The organism is Streptosporangium sp. NPDC050284, assembly GCF_044459525.1.
Lineage (GTDB): Bacteria > Actinomycetota > Actinomycetes > Streptosporangiales > Streptosporangiaceae > Streptosporangium.
Map to the genome: position 1 here is coordinate 190988 of NZ_JBITIZ010000005.1, position 15705 is coordinate 206692.

At 66.2% G+C, this 15705-nt stretch carries 12 protein-coding genes and 1 tRNA gene; 5 read left to right on the plus strand and 8 right to left on the minus strand.

Going from position 1 to position 15705, the window contains the following annotated elements:
- Positions 1 to 9 precede the first annotated feature (9 nt).
- Positions 10 to 1185: an acyl-CoA dehydrogenase family protein gene (locus ACIBH4_RS14155; protein WP_399172118.1), complete on the plus strand. Its 1176-nt coding sequence runs from the start codon at positions 10 to 12 to the stop codon at positions 1183 to 1185.
- 83 nt (positions 1186 to 1268) lie between these two features.
- A complete protein-coding gene (locus tag ACIBH4_RS14160; RefSeq protein ID WP_362512532.1) occupies positions 1269 to 2372 on the plus strand; it encodes an acyl-CoA dehydrogenase family protein in 1104 nt (367 codons plus the stop codon).
- A 7-nt stretch (positions 2373 to 2379) separates the two neighbouring features.
- On the opposite strand, the gene ACIBH4_RS14165 is transcribed toward ACIBH4_RS14160, so the two are convergent.
- The gene (locus ACIBH4_RS14165; RefSeq protein ID WP_362512529.1) at positions 2380 to 2982 is read right to left on the minus strand and encodes a TetR/AcrR family transcriptional regulator; all 603 of its coding nucleotides are present in this window, start codon (positions 2980 to 2982) and stop codon (positions 2380 to 2382) included.
- A gap of 226 nt (positions 2983 to 3208) precedes the next feature.
- On the opposite strand from ACIBH4_RS14165, the gene ACIBH4_RS14170 reads away from it, so the two are divergent.
- Positions 3209 to 3946 (plus strand): NERD domain-containing protein, encoded by a 738-nt coding sequence (locus ACIBH4_RS14170; protein ID WP_362512526.1) that lies wholly within the window; start codon positions 3209 to 3211, stop codon positions 3944 to 3946.
- A 52-nt stretch (positions 3947 to 3998) separates the two neighbouring features.
- Here the strand turns inward: ACIBH4_RS14170 and ACIBH4_RS14175 are convergent, their stop codons facing one another.
- Both ACIBH4_RS14175 and ACIBH4_RS14180 read right to left on the minus strand, forming a co-directional pair.
- Positions 3999 to 5360 carry a VWA domain-containing protein gene (locus ACIBH4_RS14175; RefSeq protein WP_362512523.1) on the minus strand — a complete coding sequence of 454 codons (1362 nt, stop codon included), beginning with the start codon at positions 5358 to 5360 and terminating at the stop codon, positions 3999 to 4001.
- A 46-nt stretch (positions 5361 to 5406) separates the two neighbouring features.
- On the minus strand, positions 5407 to 6258 hold the full coding sequence (locus ACIBH4_RS14180) for a MoxR family ATPase (protein ID WP_362512520.1): 852 nt from the start codon (positions 6256 to 6258) through the stop codon (positions 5407 to 5409).
- Between the two features lie 134 nt (positions 6259 to 6392).
- On the opposite strand from ACIBH4_RS14180, the gene ACIBH4_RS14185 reads away from it, so the two are divergent.
- Positions 6393 to 6466 (plus strand) — tRNA-Lys (locus tag ACIBH4_RS14185).
- A 450-nt stretch (positions 6467 to 6916) separates the two neighbouring features.
- Entirely contained in the window at positions 6917 to 11794 is a 4878-nt protein-coding gene (locus tag ACIBH4_RS14190; RefSeq protein ID WP_362512517.1) for a hypothetical protein, read from the plus strand.
- Positions 11795 to 12068: 274 nt separating this feature from the next.
- Here ACIBH4_RS14190 and ACIBH4_RS14195 read toward each other — a convergent pair whose 3' ends face one another.
- The 5 genes from ACIBH4_RS14195 to ACIBH4_RS14215 form a co-directional block, all read right to left on the minus strand.
- Positions 12069 to 12509, minus strand: a complete 441-nt coding sequence (locus tag ACIBH4_RS14195) for an ATP-binding protein (protein WP_362512513.1) — start codon at positions 12507 to 12509, stop codon at positions 12069 to 12071.
- A 330-nt stretch (positions 12510 to 12839) separates the two neighbouring features.
- On the minus strand, positions 12840 to 13436 hold the full coding sequence (locus ACIBH4_RS14200) for a hypothetical protein (protein ID WP_362512510.1): 597 nt from the start codon (positions 13434 to 13436) through the stop codon (positions 12840 to 12842).
- Between the two features lie 3 nt (positions 13437 to 13439).
- Positions 13440 to 13940, minus strand: a complete 501-nt coding sequence (locus tag ACIBH4_RS14205) for a class I SAM-dependent methyltransferase (RefSeq protein ID WP_362512507.1) — start codon at positions 13938 to 13940, stop codon at positions 13440 to 13442.
- Positions 13883 to 14785 (minus strand): hypothetical protein, encoded by a 903-nt coding sequence (locus tag ACIBH4_RS14210; protein WP_362512504.1) that lies wholly within the window; start codon positions 14783 to 14785, stop codon positions 13883 to 13885. The genes ACIBH4_RS14205 and ACIBH4_RS14210 overlap by 58 nt, the downstream gene beginning before the upstream one ends.
- Before the next feature lie 15 nt (positions 14786 to 14800).
- A complete protein-coding gene (locus ACIBH4_RS14215; RefSeq protein ID WP_362512501.1) occupies positions 14801 to 15553 on the minus strand; it encodes a hypothetical protein in 753 nt (250 codons plus the stop codon).
- Between the last annotated feature and the right edge of the window lie 152 nt (positions 15554 to 15705).

Consider the following 15705-nt stretch of genomic DNA (forward strand, 5'->3'; position numbering starts at 1 on the left):
GAGCCGTTCGTGGCGCTGGACGAGAAGGCGGTGAGGGAGCGCGCCGCCGCCTTCCTGGCCGGGCACGACCCCGGCGGGGATCGGCTGGAGTTCCTGAGGGCCAGGTTCGACGCCGGACTCGCCTGGGTGCACTTCCCCGAAGGGCTCGGAGGGCTCGGAGCCGCACGCGAGCTGCAGAACGTGGTGGAGCGCGAGCTGGAGGGGACACCGCAGCTCGATCTCGGGGTGCAGACGATCGGGCTGGGGATGGCGGCGCCCACGATCCTGGCGTTCGGCACCGACGAGCAGCGCGTACGGTTCCTGCGCCCGCTGTGGACGGGCGAGGAGATCTGGTGCCAGCTCTTCAGCGAGCCCGGTGCCGGCTCCGACCTGGCCACGCTCGGCACCCGCGCGGTGAGGGACGGCGACGAGTGGGTGGTGGACGGGCAGAAGGTGTGGACATCCGGCGCCCACCACGCCCGGTGGGCGATCCTGGTCGCCAGGACCGACGTGGACGTGCCCAAGCACCGGGGACTCACGTACTTCGTGTGCGACATGCACGCCCCCGGGGTCGAGGTGAGGCCGCTGCGGCAGATCACCGGCGAGGCCGAGTTCAACGAGGTCTTCCTCACCGGCGTACGGCTCGGTGACGACCTGCGGCTGGGAGAGGTCGGCGACGGCTGGCGGGTCGCGCAGACCACGCTCATGAACGAGCGGGTCGCCATCGGCGGCGCGCCGGTACGGCGGGGTGGTGGCATGGTCGGCCTGGTCACCGAGACCTGGCGCTCCCGGCCCGAGCTGCGCACCCACGACCTGCACCAGCGGCTGCTGCGCCTGTGGGTGGAGGCGGAGGTGACGCGCCTGGCGGGGACGCGCCTGCGCGAACAGCTCTCCGCCGGGCAGCCGGGACCCGAGGGCTCCGGCATGAAGCTCGCCTTCGCCGACCTCAACCAGGCCCTGTCGGGGCTGGACGTGGAACTGCGCGGCGAGGAGGGCCTGGTCTACGACGACTGGACCTTCCGCCGTTCCGACACCGTCGACTTCTTCGGCAGGGGGCCCGGATACCGCTACCTCCGCGCCAAGGGCAACTCCATCGAGGGCGGCACCTCGGAGATCCTGCGCAACATCATCGCCGAGCGCGTGCTCGGCCTCCCCTCGGAACCCCGCGTCGACAAGGACGTGCCCTGGAAGGATCTTCCGCGATGACGGGAACGGGCTCGACGCGGTGAGCGGAGTGGGTCGCGAGGTAGGAGTGGGCCGCGTAGTGAATGAGGAGTGGTGAGCGACTGATGACACTGCTGTACACCGAGGTCGAGGAGGAGCTGCGCGCCTCCGTGCGGGATCTTCTCGCGGACCGCTGCGGGTCCGCCGCCGTGTTGAGGCGGGTCGAGTCCGGAGCGCCGTACGACATGGACCTGTGGAAGACGCTGTCGCGGGAGATCGGGGTCGCGGGCCTGCTCGTGCCCGAGATCTACGGCGGGGCGGGGGCGTCGGCGCGGGAGGTCGCGGTGGTGCTGGAGGAGCTGGGGCGGGCGGTGGCTCCGCTGCCGTTCCTCACCGGTTCGGTGCTCGCGACCAAGGCCCTGCTGCAGGTCGGCGAGGAGGATCTGATCCAGGAGCTCGCCTCGGGGGAGACGACGGCGGCGCTCGCGGTGTCGCTGGCGGCTTCGCCGTACCGGCCGCTGCCGGAGACCGTCACCGTCACGGACGGGGGGATCCTGAACGGCGAGGTGAGGGCGGTGGCGGGCGCGGACGTGGCGGACGTGCTGCTCGTGCCCGTCGGTACGGCGCTCCACGTGGTGGAGGCGACGGATGTCCGGATCGAGGTGGTGCCGTCGCTCGACCTGACGCGGCCGGTCGCCACCGTCACGTTCTCCGACACTCCCGCCGGTGAGGCGATCGGCCGGCTCGACGTGCGAAGGGTGCTGAGCTTCGGCGCGGGACTGCTCGCCTCAGAGCAGCTCGGGGTCGCCGAGTGGTGTCTGAGCACGACGCTCGCCTACATCAAGGAGCGACGGCAGTTCGCCCGCCCGGTGGGCTCCTTCCAGGCGATCAAGCACCGGATGGCCGATCTCTGGCTGGACGTGGTGCGCGCCCGCGCCGCCGCGAGGAACGCGGCCGACCTGCTCGCCACGGACTCGGGACTGCCCGGTGGGCAGGAGGCGGTCCGGGATCGCGAGCTGGCGGTGGCGGTGGCCGCGTCGTGGTGCTCGGAGGTGGCGGTGCGGGTCGCCGAGGAGAGCGTGCAGCTGCACGGCGGGATCGGGATGACCTGGGAGCACCCCCTGCACCTCTATCTCAAGCGCGCCAAGTCCACCGAGGTCGCGTTCGGCACTCCCGGTGCCCACCGGAACGCCCTGGCGGCTCTCGCGGACCTGCCCGCGCCGGTCTGACCGGGGGTCAGGCGGGGAGCGTCTGCCGATCCGGGCGCAGCGAGGTGAGGAGCAGGTCGGCGAAGTGCGCCCCCAGCTCGGGGCCGGAGAGCGCGCCCTCCGCGCTGTACCAGGTGCCCAGGTGGTGGACGGAGCCGAAGAAGAAGTCGACGACGATGTCCGCGGGGATGTCGCTCCTGAAGGTGCCCTCGCGCTGTCCCTCGGTGACCAGGTCGCGGAAGCGCTCGTGATAGCGGCGCCGCTCGGCGCGTACGACCTTGCTGGTGTCGGGCGCGAGCAGGTGCATCGAGCGGAAAAAGATCTTGAAGTCGTCCAGGTTGTCCACGGTGGTCGTCACGACGTCCGCGGCGGCGGAGTACAGGCGCTCGGACACCGGTCCCGGGCTGTCGGCGAAGTGCGTCAGGCGCTCCATCTGCAGGCGCAGCACCCGCCCGTAGATCTCGTGGAGCAGGTCGTCCTTGGAGTCGAAGTAGTGGTACATGGCGCCCTTGGTGACGCCGGCCGCCGAGACGACCTCCTGCACCGACGTGCTCTCGAAGCCCTGCTCGGCGAACAGGCGGGTGGCCTCGCTGAGCAGGCGTTGTCGTACCGGCTCCTGGTCCTGAGTCATGCGTCCCCCATGGTGTGGTGCAGGAAAGCATACCGACTGGTCGGTTACGTCGCCGGTGACTGGCGAATACGTGTTACTTGCGTCACCTTCGCGGCCCAGGGATGGCTGGAGCCCCCGGTTGGGTATTTCATAGTCTAAGGATCTTCAACGTGGCAGGTCCCCCCACCCTTCTCCTTGCCGACCGTTTCAGCCATGGGGGTTCGCTATGCCGGGCGGATCTATCTACGTGACGCCAGTCGACCAGGTCCACGGCCTGTCGCCGCAGGTCATGTACGAGCAGTTCTGGATCAAGGAAGTCGTCCACCGCAGGAAGGTGCGCGCGGTCAAGGCCGCGGCGGGCCTGGTGGTGGGCGTCGCGCTCGCCTACCGGTTCGGCCTGCCCCCGGTGATCCTCGGGCTGCTCGGCGGCCTGCTCGTCGCGGGCGGGGACACGTACTGGACCTGGAGGCAGTACGACGCCACCGCCGTCTGGCGCGGCAAGCGCAGAGGCGAGACCATCACCGCCAGGCTGCTCCGCCGCAAGCTGCGCAGGGCGGGCTACCAGATCCTCGAAGGCCGGGCGATACCGGGAAAGGCCTCGGTCGACCACCTCGTCATCGGCCCCGGTGGCGTCTGGGTGGTGGACAACGAGGCGTGGGACCCCGACACCGAGATCGCCAGGTACGGCGACCGGTTGTTCCTGGGCGAGAAGTACGGCACGAAGGTGGCGAAGGCGCTCGTGGAGGTCGCCGAGTCGCTGGCCGAGGTGCTCTCCCGCGAGTCGGGCATCCCCGTCACCATCGAACCCCTCATCGCCGTACACGGCGGGGAGATCAGGCGGTCGGTCACCGCGGAGGGGATCACCCTTCTCAAGCCCCGCCTGGTCTCGCGCTGGATCCTGCAGGGCCCCCGGGCCGATTTCGACGAGGCCCAGGTCGAGGTCCTGGCCAGGACCGCCGCCCGGGTGCTGCGCCGCATGAGCTGAGCATGCCCGGCCCGCTCTTCGGACGAGTTCCTCAACGCGGCCGGTTCGTTCTTCAGACGAGATCTTCGATGAAGGCCGCGAGCTGCTCGACGTTCCGGCACTCGTACATCGGCACGATCCCGCCGTACGCCGTCGCCAGCGAGTCGCCGCTGTCCCACTGGGCGGTCGGCTCCGGATTGAGCCAGTAGCAGTGCCGGGCGCCGTCGGCCAGGCGCCGCAGCGTCTCCAGCGCGGGCGGCTGATAGTTGGACCGGGCGTCGCCCAGGATCAGCAGGGACGTCTTCGGCCCGATGGCGTCGCCGTACCGCTCGGCGAACATCTTCAGCGCGTGGCCGTAGTCGGTCCGGCCGAACCGCACCATGTCGGCCTCCCTCGTGAGCCGGGTCATCGCCTCCACCACGTCCGCACCCGGCACGAAGAACCGGGTGATCTCGTCCACGGTGTCCACGAACCCGAACGCGCGCACCTTGGTGAACTGCTCGCGCAGCGCGTAGGTGAGCAGCAGGGTGAAGTGCGCGAAGGAGGCGACCGAGTCGCTGGTGTCGCAGAGGACGACCAGCTCGGGCTTGTGCGGCCGGCGCGGCCTGTTGAAGGTGGTCAGCGGCACCCCGCCGCTGGACAGCGAGGCCCGTACGGTCCTGCGGAAGTCGAGGCGGCCACGGTGGCCCAGCCGGTGCTTGACCGTGAGCCGGGCGGCGAGGCGGCGGGCGAGCGGGTGCACCTCCCGGCGGAGCCTCACCAGGTCGGCCTTGGTGATCCGCAGGAAGTCGAGCCGCTCAAGCGGCGGGCGTACGGAGGCGCGGGCGATCCGCTCGATCCCGGAGTCCTCGGCGATCCGGCGGCGCACCTCCCCTGAGACGGCCTCCTCGAAGCGCCTGGTGTTCTCGCCGATCCGCTGCCGGGCCACCTTCTCGGCGAGCCCGCCGCGTTCCCGGCCCGCGAGGACCTCGGCGAGCAGCCGCGCCATGAGCGTCTCGGGGGAGAGCGCCCGCATCACCGGGTAGGAGAACCAGTTCTGCCTGCCGGGACCGGCGGGCTGGCGGCCGAAACGCTCCACCATCGCCCGCGCGAACTCGTTCATGCCCTCGGCGCCCAGCAGCAGCTCGGCGAGCCGGTCGCGCAGCTCGGGAACCTCGGCGCTCTGCGGGTCCGGCAGGCCGGGCTCGGACTCGCGCGGCGCGCGCAGGCCGGTCGTCGAGGCGGGGAACCACAGGTCGAACAGCGTGTCGAAGCCCGGCCGGTGCGAGGGCCGCTTGACCAGCGTGGTGGCGTACGCGGCCCGCAGCGACTCCCGTTCGGTCAGGTCGATCACCTCCAGCGCCCTGGCCGCGTCCAGCCCCTCGGCCGGCGACACCGGCAGCCCGGCCTCGCGCAGCGCGTGCACGAACCCCACATGCCGGTCGAGCAGGCTCACCCCCGGCCCCCCGCCTTGCGAAGAGCGCCGCCCACGCCGTTGCCCTTCACAGGGCGAGTTCCTTGCGGGCGCGTGTCTGGTCGGAGGCGTGCTTGAGGACGACGCCAAGGGTCGCCCCGATCGCCGCCTCGTCCAACTCGGTCCTGCCCAGCGCGAGCAGGGTGTTGGCCCAGTCGATCGTCTCGGCGATCGAGGGCGACTTCTTCAGCTCCAGGGCGCGCAGGGTGGCGACCGTGCGGGCGAGTTGCTCGGCGAGGCTCGCCTCGATCGCGGGCACCTGGGCGAGCACGATGTCGCGCTCGCGTTCCGGCGTCGGATACTCCAGGTGCAGATAGAGGCAGCGCCGCTTCAGCGCCTCGGAGAGCTCGCGGGTCGCGTTCGAGGTCAGCACCACGTACGGCTTCCGTACGGCGGCGATCGTGCCGAGTTCGGGGATCGTCACCTGGTAGTCGGACAGGATCTCCAGCAGCAGCCCCTCCACCTCGACGTCGGCCTTGTCGATCTCGTCGATCAGCAGGACCGTCGGCGTCTGTGAGCGGATCGCCGCGAGCAGCGGCCGCTCCAGCAGGAACTCCTCGGTGAAGATGTCGTCATGCGTGGCGTCCCAGTCCTCGCCCTGGCCGGCCTGGATGCGCAGCAGTTGCTTCTTGTAGTTCCACTCGTACAGCGCTCTGGCCTCGTCCAGCCCTTCGTAGCACTGCAGCCTGACGAGCCGGGCGCCGGTCGTCGCCGCCACGGCCTTGGCCAGCTGGGTCTTGCCCACCCCCGCGGGCCCTTCGGTGAGCAGCGGTTTGCCGAGCGCGCCCGCCAGGAAGACCGAGGTCGAGATGGAGTCGTCGGGGAGGTAGTCGACGGCGTCGAGCCGCTCTCCGGCGTCGCTCGGTGAGGCGAACCACATGTGTGCTCCCAGGACAGGACCGAATGTTGTTCTAGCTTAACCGGTGATCATTGCCGGCCGCTGTCCGCCCTCGGTCGGCGACCGTCACGATTTCGAGGCCACGCCCGATGTGCGCTATTGTTCAAGGGCTTCAAGCGCCGCTAGCTCAGTTGGTTAGAGCAGCTGACTCTTAATCAGCGGGTCCGGGGTTCGAGTCCCTGGCGGCGCACAATACATCTGAACAGCGCGTCCCTTGATCACAGGGGACGCGCTGTTCGGGTTTTGAGCGTCCTATTCGTCAGGGTTTGCCTCCCGATGTTGGCTCCATGCTGGCTTGAACGCCGCCGTCCCAGCAAAAACGATCACCCTGCCTCGCCACAACAGCCATGATCACCATCGGGCTTTAGCGACCCCCTGATCGCCCATCTCCATGGGCCTTACTTTCGGCAAGCAGAAGCTTCGGACGGTCGACATAAGACACCCTGTCTCCGGGGGGAAGCTCATGGCGGCTACGGCCACAGTCCGTGGCCGATCTTCGTCCCTACTTGCGCGTCTCGCCTCCGCCGCCGACCTGATTTCGCAAAAATAGGGCAGATGAAGCGGGAGGCATGAAGCAGTGAAGCGGTCATCGACGGGTGGGGCCGGAACCTCGGGGGGTGTCGGTCATGAGGATCGTTGCTTGGCCTGGTTCGCGGCGCACCTACTGACTGAGGACCGACTGCCTGGCTGGGCCTCCGGCCACCGCGTAGTCGGTGTTGGCAGCCAGACCGCCCGGCCCGTTGACGACGTCGGCGCCGTCACAGATGCGGGCGGCTGGCTGACGGTCCAGGCAAAGAAGAGGCTTCAGCTCGCCAGTGCTGAAGACGGCGCGCTGGCTGAAGCACTTCGGCAACTTGTGGACGCCGTGATCGACGAGGTTCCTAGCTCACCTCCGAACCAGCACTTGCTGCGGTCCCTTGACTGGAATATCGACCGGGTGCTGCTGCTTGGTGACGAGCAGGCGCCGGTAACCGTCAGGGATTACCTAGCTAGAGTGACAGATCGCCTGCGTACCCATCCTGAGGCGGTTCCCTTGGAGGAAGCCGCTACCAACAAACCCGAGCGCGATGCCCTCGGCGTGCTTCTCGCCCATCTGCGGCGGCTGTGGGAGGAACGCAAAGGCGGGCCAGCCGATGACGCCGCCCTACGGCGGCTCCTCAGCCCTCTCGTCGTTCGAGCCTTAAACCTGCGCGACGATGGCCTCGAATACCAAACGGTTCAGGTGATGCTCAACGACATGCTGGTCGACCAGGACCAGGCGCGTGACCTCTGGGAGGCGCTGGTCGCCATCGGCCACGAACTCGGGGAAAGCCAAAGATGGATTGACCGTGACTCGCTAGTGGCCGAGCTTGAAGAACGACGCTTCCGTCTCAGGCCAGTAACCCGGTTGCGGAGAGACATCGCTCACCTACGGCAGACCACCAGAAACAACATCGCAGTGCTCGGCAGCGCGCTCACTCTCACGGCTCCCGAAGGAGACCTGACGCTTGAGCGAGAAGTTGGGCCAATCCTGCACGCTGTGGAGGGCAGCTTCGCGCTGACAGGTGAGCCTGGTACAGGCAAGACGGCACTGCTATGTCAGTTGGCCACTTATCTGGTCGATCAGGGAAACGACGTCGTCCTCCTGAGCGCTGAGCAGCTGCGAGCGTCCGCTGGCCAGACCCGTCTGGAGCTGAACCTCGAGCACGACATCAAGGACATCTTGCTGGGCTGGCCGGGCACTCGTCCCGGCAGATTAATGCTGGATGGCCTGGACCAGACCCGTGGGGAGAATGCCTCTCAGTGGCTACCAACGCTAGCCCAGCAGCTTGCAGGCAGCCGCTGGGAGATCGTTGCCACTGTCAGGCGTTTTGACCTGCGCAACGGCCGTAAATGGCGCGCGATGTTCCGCGGCGCGCCCGTCGCCTCTGCTCATTTTGATTCCTCACTTCAGAGCGTCCGCCACTTTCTGGTCGAGGACCTGCTACCAGGGGAGCTAGAGAGCCTTCTGCAAGAGAGCCCCGCGCTTGCCGACCTCCTCCGAGCTGCCGGAAGCAGGTTGCAGCAGCTCTTGAGCAATCCGTTCAACTTGGACATCGCCTCGCAACTGCTGGCTGATGGCGCCCTCCGCGAGCACGGCAGCATTCGCAACCGGCTTGACTTGCTCGACCAGTACTGGCGGGTTCGGGTAGTCGAAGGTGGTACGAATCCGTGGGAACGGGCTTCGGCACTCACACAGGTCGTTGCCCAGATGATCGCTGATCGCCGACAGCAGGTCGCTCATCTGCCTGACGTCGACGCCGCTGCTTTGCAGGGTTTGGTGAGCGATGGCGTTCTCCGTGACTTGCCGCGGGCAATCGGCCAGCCGCAGCCGCCGATCGCTTTCGGCCATCCGGTGCTTTTCGACTTTGCGGCCAGCATGTTGGCGCTCGGCGAGACCTCCCACGCAGAGAGTCTTGCAGAGGAGTTGGACGCCGAGCCCAACCTGGCCCTACTCCTGCGGCCCAGCATGGAATACCGGCTGGCTATCGCTTGGCGAAATGACCCGACAAGGCATGAATTCTGGCGGCTCGCCCTCAGGCTCAATGCGGAGACATCAGGGCATCACCTAGCCGCCGCTGCAGCGGCCACCGTATGTAGCCGCGAGCTTCTTTCACCTGATGACTTGGCTTCCCTTGCGGAGGCATGCTTGCGCCGCACCCCTGCCGTTGGAGCCCGCGAAAACTCGAGCTCCAACGCTTGCCGCATGGCTTTCTTGATCGCGGCCGCGATAGCCAACTCAGATTTGCAGCCCAGTCCATTTGGGGCATTCTCGCCATTTGTTGAAGACCTTGCGCGTGCGGCTCGCGCTACTGATGACGTCTCCCTTGCGCTGGACGCGGCTCAGCTGCTCAGACGTGCGGCTGGCTCCGGGATATCCCTGCCTAACATAGAAGCAAGAGATAATTGGGTGCAGGTTGTTGTTGACTGCATGGCTGTTGCCTTGGAGGATGTCAACGATCCTGCCCGAGCACGAATTGGGAAGATGCTATCGTGGCCTCTCGCTCGCGCGATCCCCCTCGATGGAACTGCTTGTGAGCCGATCGCACGCGTCGTACTTTCGCATGAAGTGCTGCGAGCCTGGGGTTTCGAGATGGCCAGAGTGCTCATCCAGTGCCTGCCGGATATCGCCAAGAGAAATGCAGAAATTGCTGTTGAGATCGCGGCAGCGCCCTGGGAGTATGAGGAAGATCGCCAGCAGGTTACCAGCTTTACGGATAGTCGGATTCTTGGACTCACCAGCAATCTTCAGCAAGATCTGAATCATCTCCGCTGGAGTGTTTGCGAGAATCTTCCCAAGATTGCATCTGCCGATCTTGAGGCTGCCGTTCGGCTGCTAATACGGATTGCGGAAGTGCCGCGGATGTTCCAGTACGACCGCAGCACTGACACTGGCCGAAGGCCGCGCATTCGCTATGGCGATACTCTGCGCTACGCGGGAGGGCACTCCGAGCTGGAGAAGGCTGTCGACGCCGTCATCGTTGAGATTCAGGCGAAGGCTGAGCATGTGAGCTCAGGGTTGACCAACGCTGAACAAAACGGAAGCGCCGACCAGCAGGAGCTTCGCCAGATTGTTCAGCTCTTGATCTCCACCTTGTCGCACGGCGAGGTCTGGCAGCGTCTCCTGATGCAGGCGGCCAATGCCGAGTCCCCGGCTCTCGCGCACCTACTTGTTCCGACGCTGGAAGCCGGCATCTTCGAACGAGGCCAGACGCGGGGTGCAGCTGGGCTCGTAGCCGCACGCCTATCGCCAGAACTTGACATTGCGATTCACCGCCGGATCGAGGCAGCGATTCTCAGCGCCACGAGCCCAGAAGCCGGTGAGGTCGACGACCCCCGCAGGCAGGAATGGCAGCGCCGCCAACGCGATGCGCTCCTAGGCCCACTCGATCGTAGGAAGATCAGCGAACCTGAAGCGCTCCAGCACCTTGAGGAGCTCGCCAGCGGCGACCGAGATGACCAGCGGCTCCATCGTGGTCGTGAGGACAGTGACCCTGCGGACGACTCCCTGTTCTGGATGGCAGAGGAGCCGCAGGATGACAACGCTGACGACGGTGGCGTAAGTGGGGGTTCTTCTGCCGATGTTGCTGAAGCGCTCCAGAGAGCGAGCGACCATGACCTCGATATCCGTCGGATGGGATACGAGAAGCTTGCCGAAAGTTGGGCGGCTCTGCGACGGCAGCTCCAGACTGACGCATCTCAGACAGCCACAGAAGAAGACCGTTTCCTACTGGTTCAAGGAGCCCGGCAACTTGCGCATAGTGTGCTCGCTCGGCCCGGGCAGCCTTTGGGGTGCGATGTCCTGGCTGTTCTCCAAGCAGCGCTGCCATCTGCGGCAAGTCCTCCACAACATGATGAAGTCGAACCTGGGTGGCGCGTTTGGAGCGCCACGATCACCGTAGAGGCCGTTGAGGGCATCACCACTCTCGCGGGGAGACCCGAATGGCTAGCTGAGCATCAGAACGAGCTATCGGAAGCTGTAACCCCCTTCCTTAACTCGCCCAATGCGCTCTACAGGATGCTCAGTGCGGAGGCAATTCCATTCCTTTTTGAGGAGAGGGCGGCACTTGAGGATCTCGAGGCACGACTCTGCTCCGAAATGGATTCGCAGGTGCAGGCGATTCTGATTTCACTGCTCAGCGGGTATCGCCATGATCTCCCCCTCGAAGTTGATGAGATTCTCCGGCGTATCGCCACCAAGCCTCAATGGGAAATTCTCGCGACAGGCTCGACCGGTGACGCAAAGCTCAGCGATGAAGGCTACGCTGGGTTGGTCGTAAATCTGCTCGTTATTATGGCCACTCAATATGGGACCCCTTATGCCCACGGTACGCTGCAGGCTTGGCTATCCTCTCCGTTGGAAAATCCTCGCCGAGCGGAGCGGGTGCCGAGTTGGCTACGGCGCTTCCTAAATACAGAGGATACGAACTCCTCGGTATCGCAACAGCGGGCTTTTGCCTTGCTCAAGCTCCCCCTGCCAGCAGTTGGAGAGGCGTGGGCCGACGAGAATGCGGCAGTCACGCCAAATACAGAGCGAGCGACGAATGCAGCGAAGGTCGCCGATGGCGTCGTTCAGAACATCTATTTCGCGAGTGGCGCAACCAATGGTGATAAAACTCAGGGAGAACGGGCCACATCGATACAGAAAGCATTCGCCGAACATGCTTTTCCGCTACTGGAGGGCTACAGTCTCGTGCGCCACCCCAAAGTTACTCATCATATTATTCAAACGCTAGATCACATCAGCATTCATGCACCCGAGCGGGCGCTCCTGGGGGCAGTCCGAGCGGCCGGAGGTGACGCCAACTATGCGCGAGAACCATTGGCTCTTAGCGCGGTGCTTCAGCTTATACAACGCTACTTCGCTGATCACCGCGAGTTGATTGTCAGCAGTCCAAAGTGTATGACCGCGGTGAGAACGCTACTTGAAACGTTTGTCCGCCAGGGCTGGGATGAGGCTATCCAGTTCGCCGAACGCCTAGAGGACATGTTTCGCTGAAGCGGCAACCGTCCCAGCGTGCAACCGTGACACCGATGGGTGAGCTTCCCTCCAGGGGTGTCACATGCCGCCACCGGCCCTGTCAGCGCCGCACGCGGTGATCACGCCGCCGTTTTGCTTCGGACCAGAAGGAACGGCTGCAGAGATGACAAGCCCCGCCCGCCGTTCTCCTGCGTTACAGCGGGAGTGCGGCGGACGGGGTTCGGTGGGTGAAGCGTTGGCCTTATCCTTCGGTGAAGGAGGGCCAGCCTGGTATGAACAGGCTGGGCCTCCCCTAGGCGATAGCGACCACCAGGTCCTCCTGCGCGGTCTCGGTTTTGAGGGTGAGGTCGATGTCGGCCCACACGGTGTGGCCGAGCTGCGGGCTTCCATGGACGCCGATGGTCAGAGCGAGTGCCTCTACGAGAAGGATCCCGAACCCGCCCTCCACGAGCTTCCCGCCCGCCGAGGAGGTGAGGAGGGGGCGTCCGGCTCCGCCGAGATCGGTGACGGCCAGGTACGCGAGGTCGTCCAGGACGACTTCGACGCCGAACCAGCCGTCGTCATGTCCGGAGACGGTGTGGAGTACGGCGTTGTTGCACAACTCCGCCGCGATCGTCCCCGCATCGTCGCTACGCGGGGTTCCGGCGAAGAGCCCTTCGACAAAGTGGCGGGCCTCGGACACCTGCTGACGGGTGCCGGGGAAGGTGCGTCGCCACACCATTGGCCCCGGCACTCGGAGCCATTCCTCGGGGCTGGCATAGCCCCACTTTCCTCGGTGCATCGCTGATCTACTTCCAGGATGGGTGTTCCGGCCGCCGGTTGGCGGCCGGTGATCAAACGCGCGGTACGTGGCGGTATCGGGTACCAACTCGCCCATCAAGGTCAAGTTCAGTACACGGCTCCGCCTCCCCACGTGTTTGAGGCGTTCGGGCATGTCACACAGCCTTCCGACACGGACGCCGCACTCCGGCGAGTTCCTGGTCGCGGCTGACCGGTGATGCGGTCCGCAGGTCCTGCGGGGGACCGGAGGCGTGCCAGCGGGTCATGAACGGAAGGAGGGGTGTCATGTCAGCGGCTCTACGTCGGCTGGGCCATCAGGCATGGATTCCCCATAGTGAACGCACTTTCCGGCGCGTGCGTGCGAACGCCATTCTGCGATCTTGTTAAGACCGGTCGCTTCGAGGTCAGCAACTGTCAGCCCGAGGTAGGGGTTCGGCTGGATCAGGATCGTGAGGACTCCGGTCGCGGTGCGGTCGCCGGCCCAGGTCTGATCGGCGGGTGTGAAGTCGTCGTCGATCCAGACGAGTGGCTGGTCATTGAAGAGCCGGGTGATGGTGTCGCGTTTCCAGAGGTAACCGTTGGGGTGGCTGGTGGTGAGCGGGAGGCGAGGCAGGTCGATGTGGTCCCAGGTCGGCAGGCCGAGAAGGCTGCCGACGAGGGGTGCAGCGTCTGCACGCCAACTGGTGCACCACACGGGGGTAAGGGCGTAGCGGGTGGTCAGGTCGAGGACGAGGCGGCCGGTGGCGGGGTTGAGCCAGATCGCGACGGGCTCGCTGTAGCCGGTGGGGGTGACGTGGTGAGTGCGGAAGCCGTTGGGAATCTCTCCAGCGGGGCCGGGGAAGGGGATGTGGACGCCGTCGATGTCGCACAGAAGGTGCATTGGTCAACTCCTGGTGTAGATGAGGACCAGGTCCGTGGTGTCGGTCGCGCGCAGGGTGAGAGCGAGTCGTCCGCCGTGGCGAAGGGCGCAGGCGGCCGCGGTCAGGAGCGGGCGTAGGTCGGCGCGTTCGACGAACGAGAAGGCGCCGAAGATCGAGAGGCAGAGGTCGATGGACTCGGGTGGGCGGGATCGGAGGTAGGCGGCTGCGTCTGTCCGGATGAAGGCGAGACGGGGAAGACCTGCGTAGAGGGTCCGGGCACGCTGGATTTTGAGAGGGTCGTGGTCGATGCCGACCCCCTCGGCGTGGTGATGGATGGCGAGGTGGGCGAGGTTGTGTCCGCTGCCGCAGCCGAGTTCGACGACCCGCCTGCCTGCCAGATCGCCGAAGACCGTGGGTGGAGGGCCGATTCCTGCGGCTCGGGTCCACTCGAACCGGTCGCGGACGGTCAGGCTCGTAGGAGAAGTGCGGCTTCGGTGAGGTGGCGGGAGATCGCGGAGATCCATGCGTCTTCGGCTCCTTCGGCCCACCCGATCGTGAGCTGGTGGGTGAACCAGTCGGCCACCCAGACCCGGTGCCAGCCGAGCGCCCAGCGGGCGGAACTCAACCCGCCTCTTGAGGCCGCCGCTTCCTCGGGGCCGTCGGCGGCGACGTAGGAGGTGATGAGCTCGTTGAGCTTGCCGGTGTCGGGAGCATCGATTGTGCCGTGCCAGGACGCCAGGTCGAGCAGCCCGGGACCGTGGAACGCCCGCGCGAAGTCCAGGAGGTGCGTCTCGGTCTCCGTGAGATGCACGGAGGTCGGATGCCATTCGGAGTGGCACAGCCCGAACGGCGGAAGATCGGTTCCGACGGAGCGGGCATCGGCGACCTTCGCCAGGCCGCGAGCGGTCTCGGTGAGTGCGCCGAGGTCACGTCTGGGGCCGTCGAGGTGAGAGAGGCGCGCACGGATCTGCTCGGGCATCGCGGCCAGGCACATCCCGTCCACGGTCGGCAAGTCTTTGGTGTCGCAGATGGCATGAACGCGAACAGCCAGAGCGGCACCTTCGGCGTCGGTTGCCTGCCGACCGGCCGTGCCGAGGTCGGTCAGCAGCATTCCGAGCAATCCAGGTGCTCGGTCGACCGCCAGGCGGGCCGGGACCCGCAACCCGCCCGCCTCGGCAACCGCCAAGGCGCGGTCTTCAGCGGCGAAGGGGCCTTCGGCGTACTTGAACACCACCGAGGTTCCGTCAGCCAGGTGAAGGCGTTCCACGCCCGAACGTGCCCAGACGCGGATCTCCTCGCGTTCGGCTGGCCCTTGCCCGAGGTTGTCCAGCAGCCGGGCGAGCAGAGCGTTCACCTCGATGGTGTCCAAGGTCTTGGACCTTCCTTATCGATCGGTGGTCGGGATGCGGCAGGCTTCGACGGCCGCGATCCAGCTGTCCTTCATCGTGGCCAGCTCGCTGCGGAACTTCTCCAGCGGAGCGCCGTAAGGGACGACCGCGCCGCCGGTCTGGTTCGGGACGGACTGGCATCCGTGGACGAGACGGCCGCCGAGAGCGGTGTGGGCGCGCACGAGCTCCAGACGGCGGGTCTCGTTGAACCAACCGCCGTGGTAGACCTCGTCCAGCAGGTCACCCTCGGCGTCGGTGAGGTCGAACACCGCGCGGGTGGTGGAGTTGAAGAACCAGGCAGGCCCGATGTTGGAGATCTCGCCGGTCAGCTCGACCTTGTTGAGCGCCATGAACGTGCCCGCCTGCCGGAGCATCATCAGATGCTCCTCGGTGATCTCCGGCATACCGAGATCAGCCAGATGCTCGGCGCGGAATATGTACCGGTACACCTCCCACCCGATCTGCAGGACGGTCGCTGCGTCGCTGGTAGGCGTGGCGTTGGCGCGGATGTAGTCCAGCGCGAGCTGCTCCAACGAGGTGTCCGGGGTCTCGTGAGCGTCGAGCATGTCGCGCCGCACCTGCTGCCAGGGGATGACGAGCCAGGTGTGGTTGGTGAACTTGAAGAAATACTCCTCGGGGTCGAGGGTGACGCGGTGGCCGTCCACGGTGATGCCGGGGATACGGCTCCAGCGGGGATCGAACACCTCGGGCAGCTCGATGCTGATCTTGTTGTGAATGGCAGTGGACACTTCGTTCTCCGTTCGAGAGGACAGGCAGCGGCACCCGTGCGGGACCGTAGGGGAGAGGGTTTTTCGCGCTCCGTGTTCGGGTTCCTACTAAGAGTGGCCCTCCGGGCTCGGGGCGGCTATGGTCAATGGCGTCGCAGAACGTTTAATCGGTT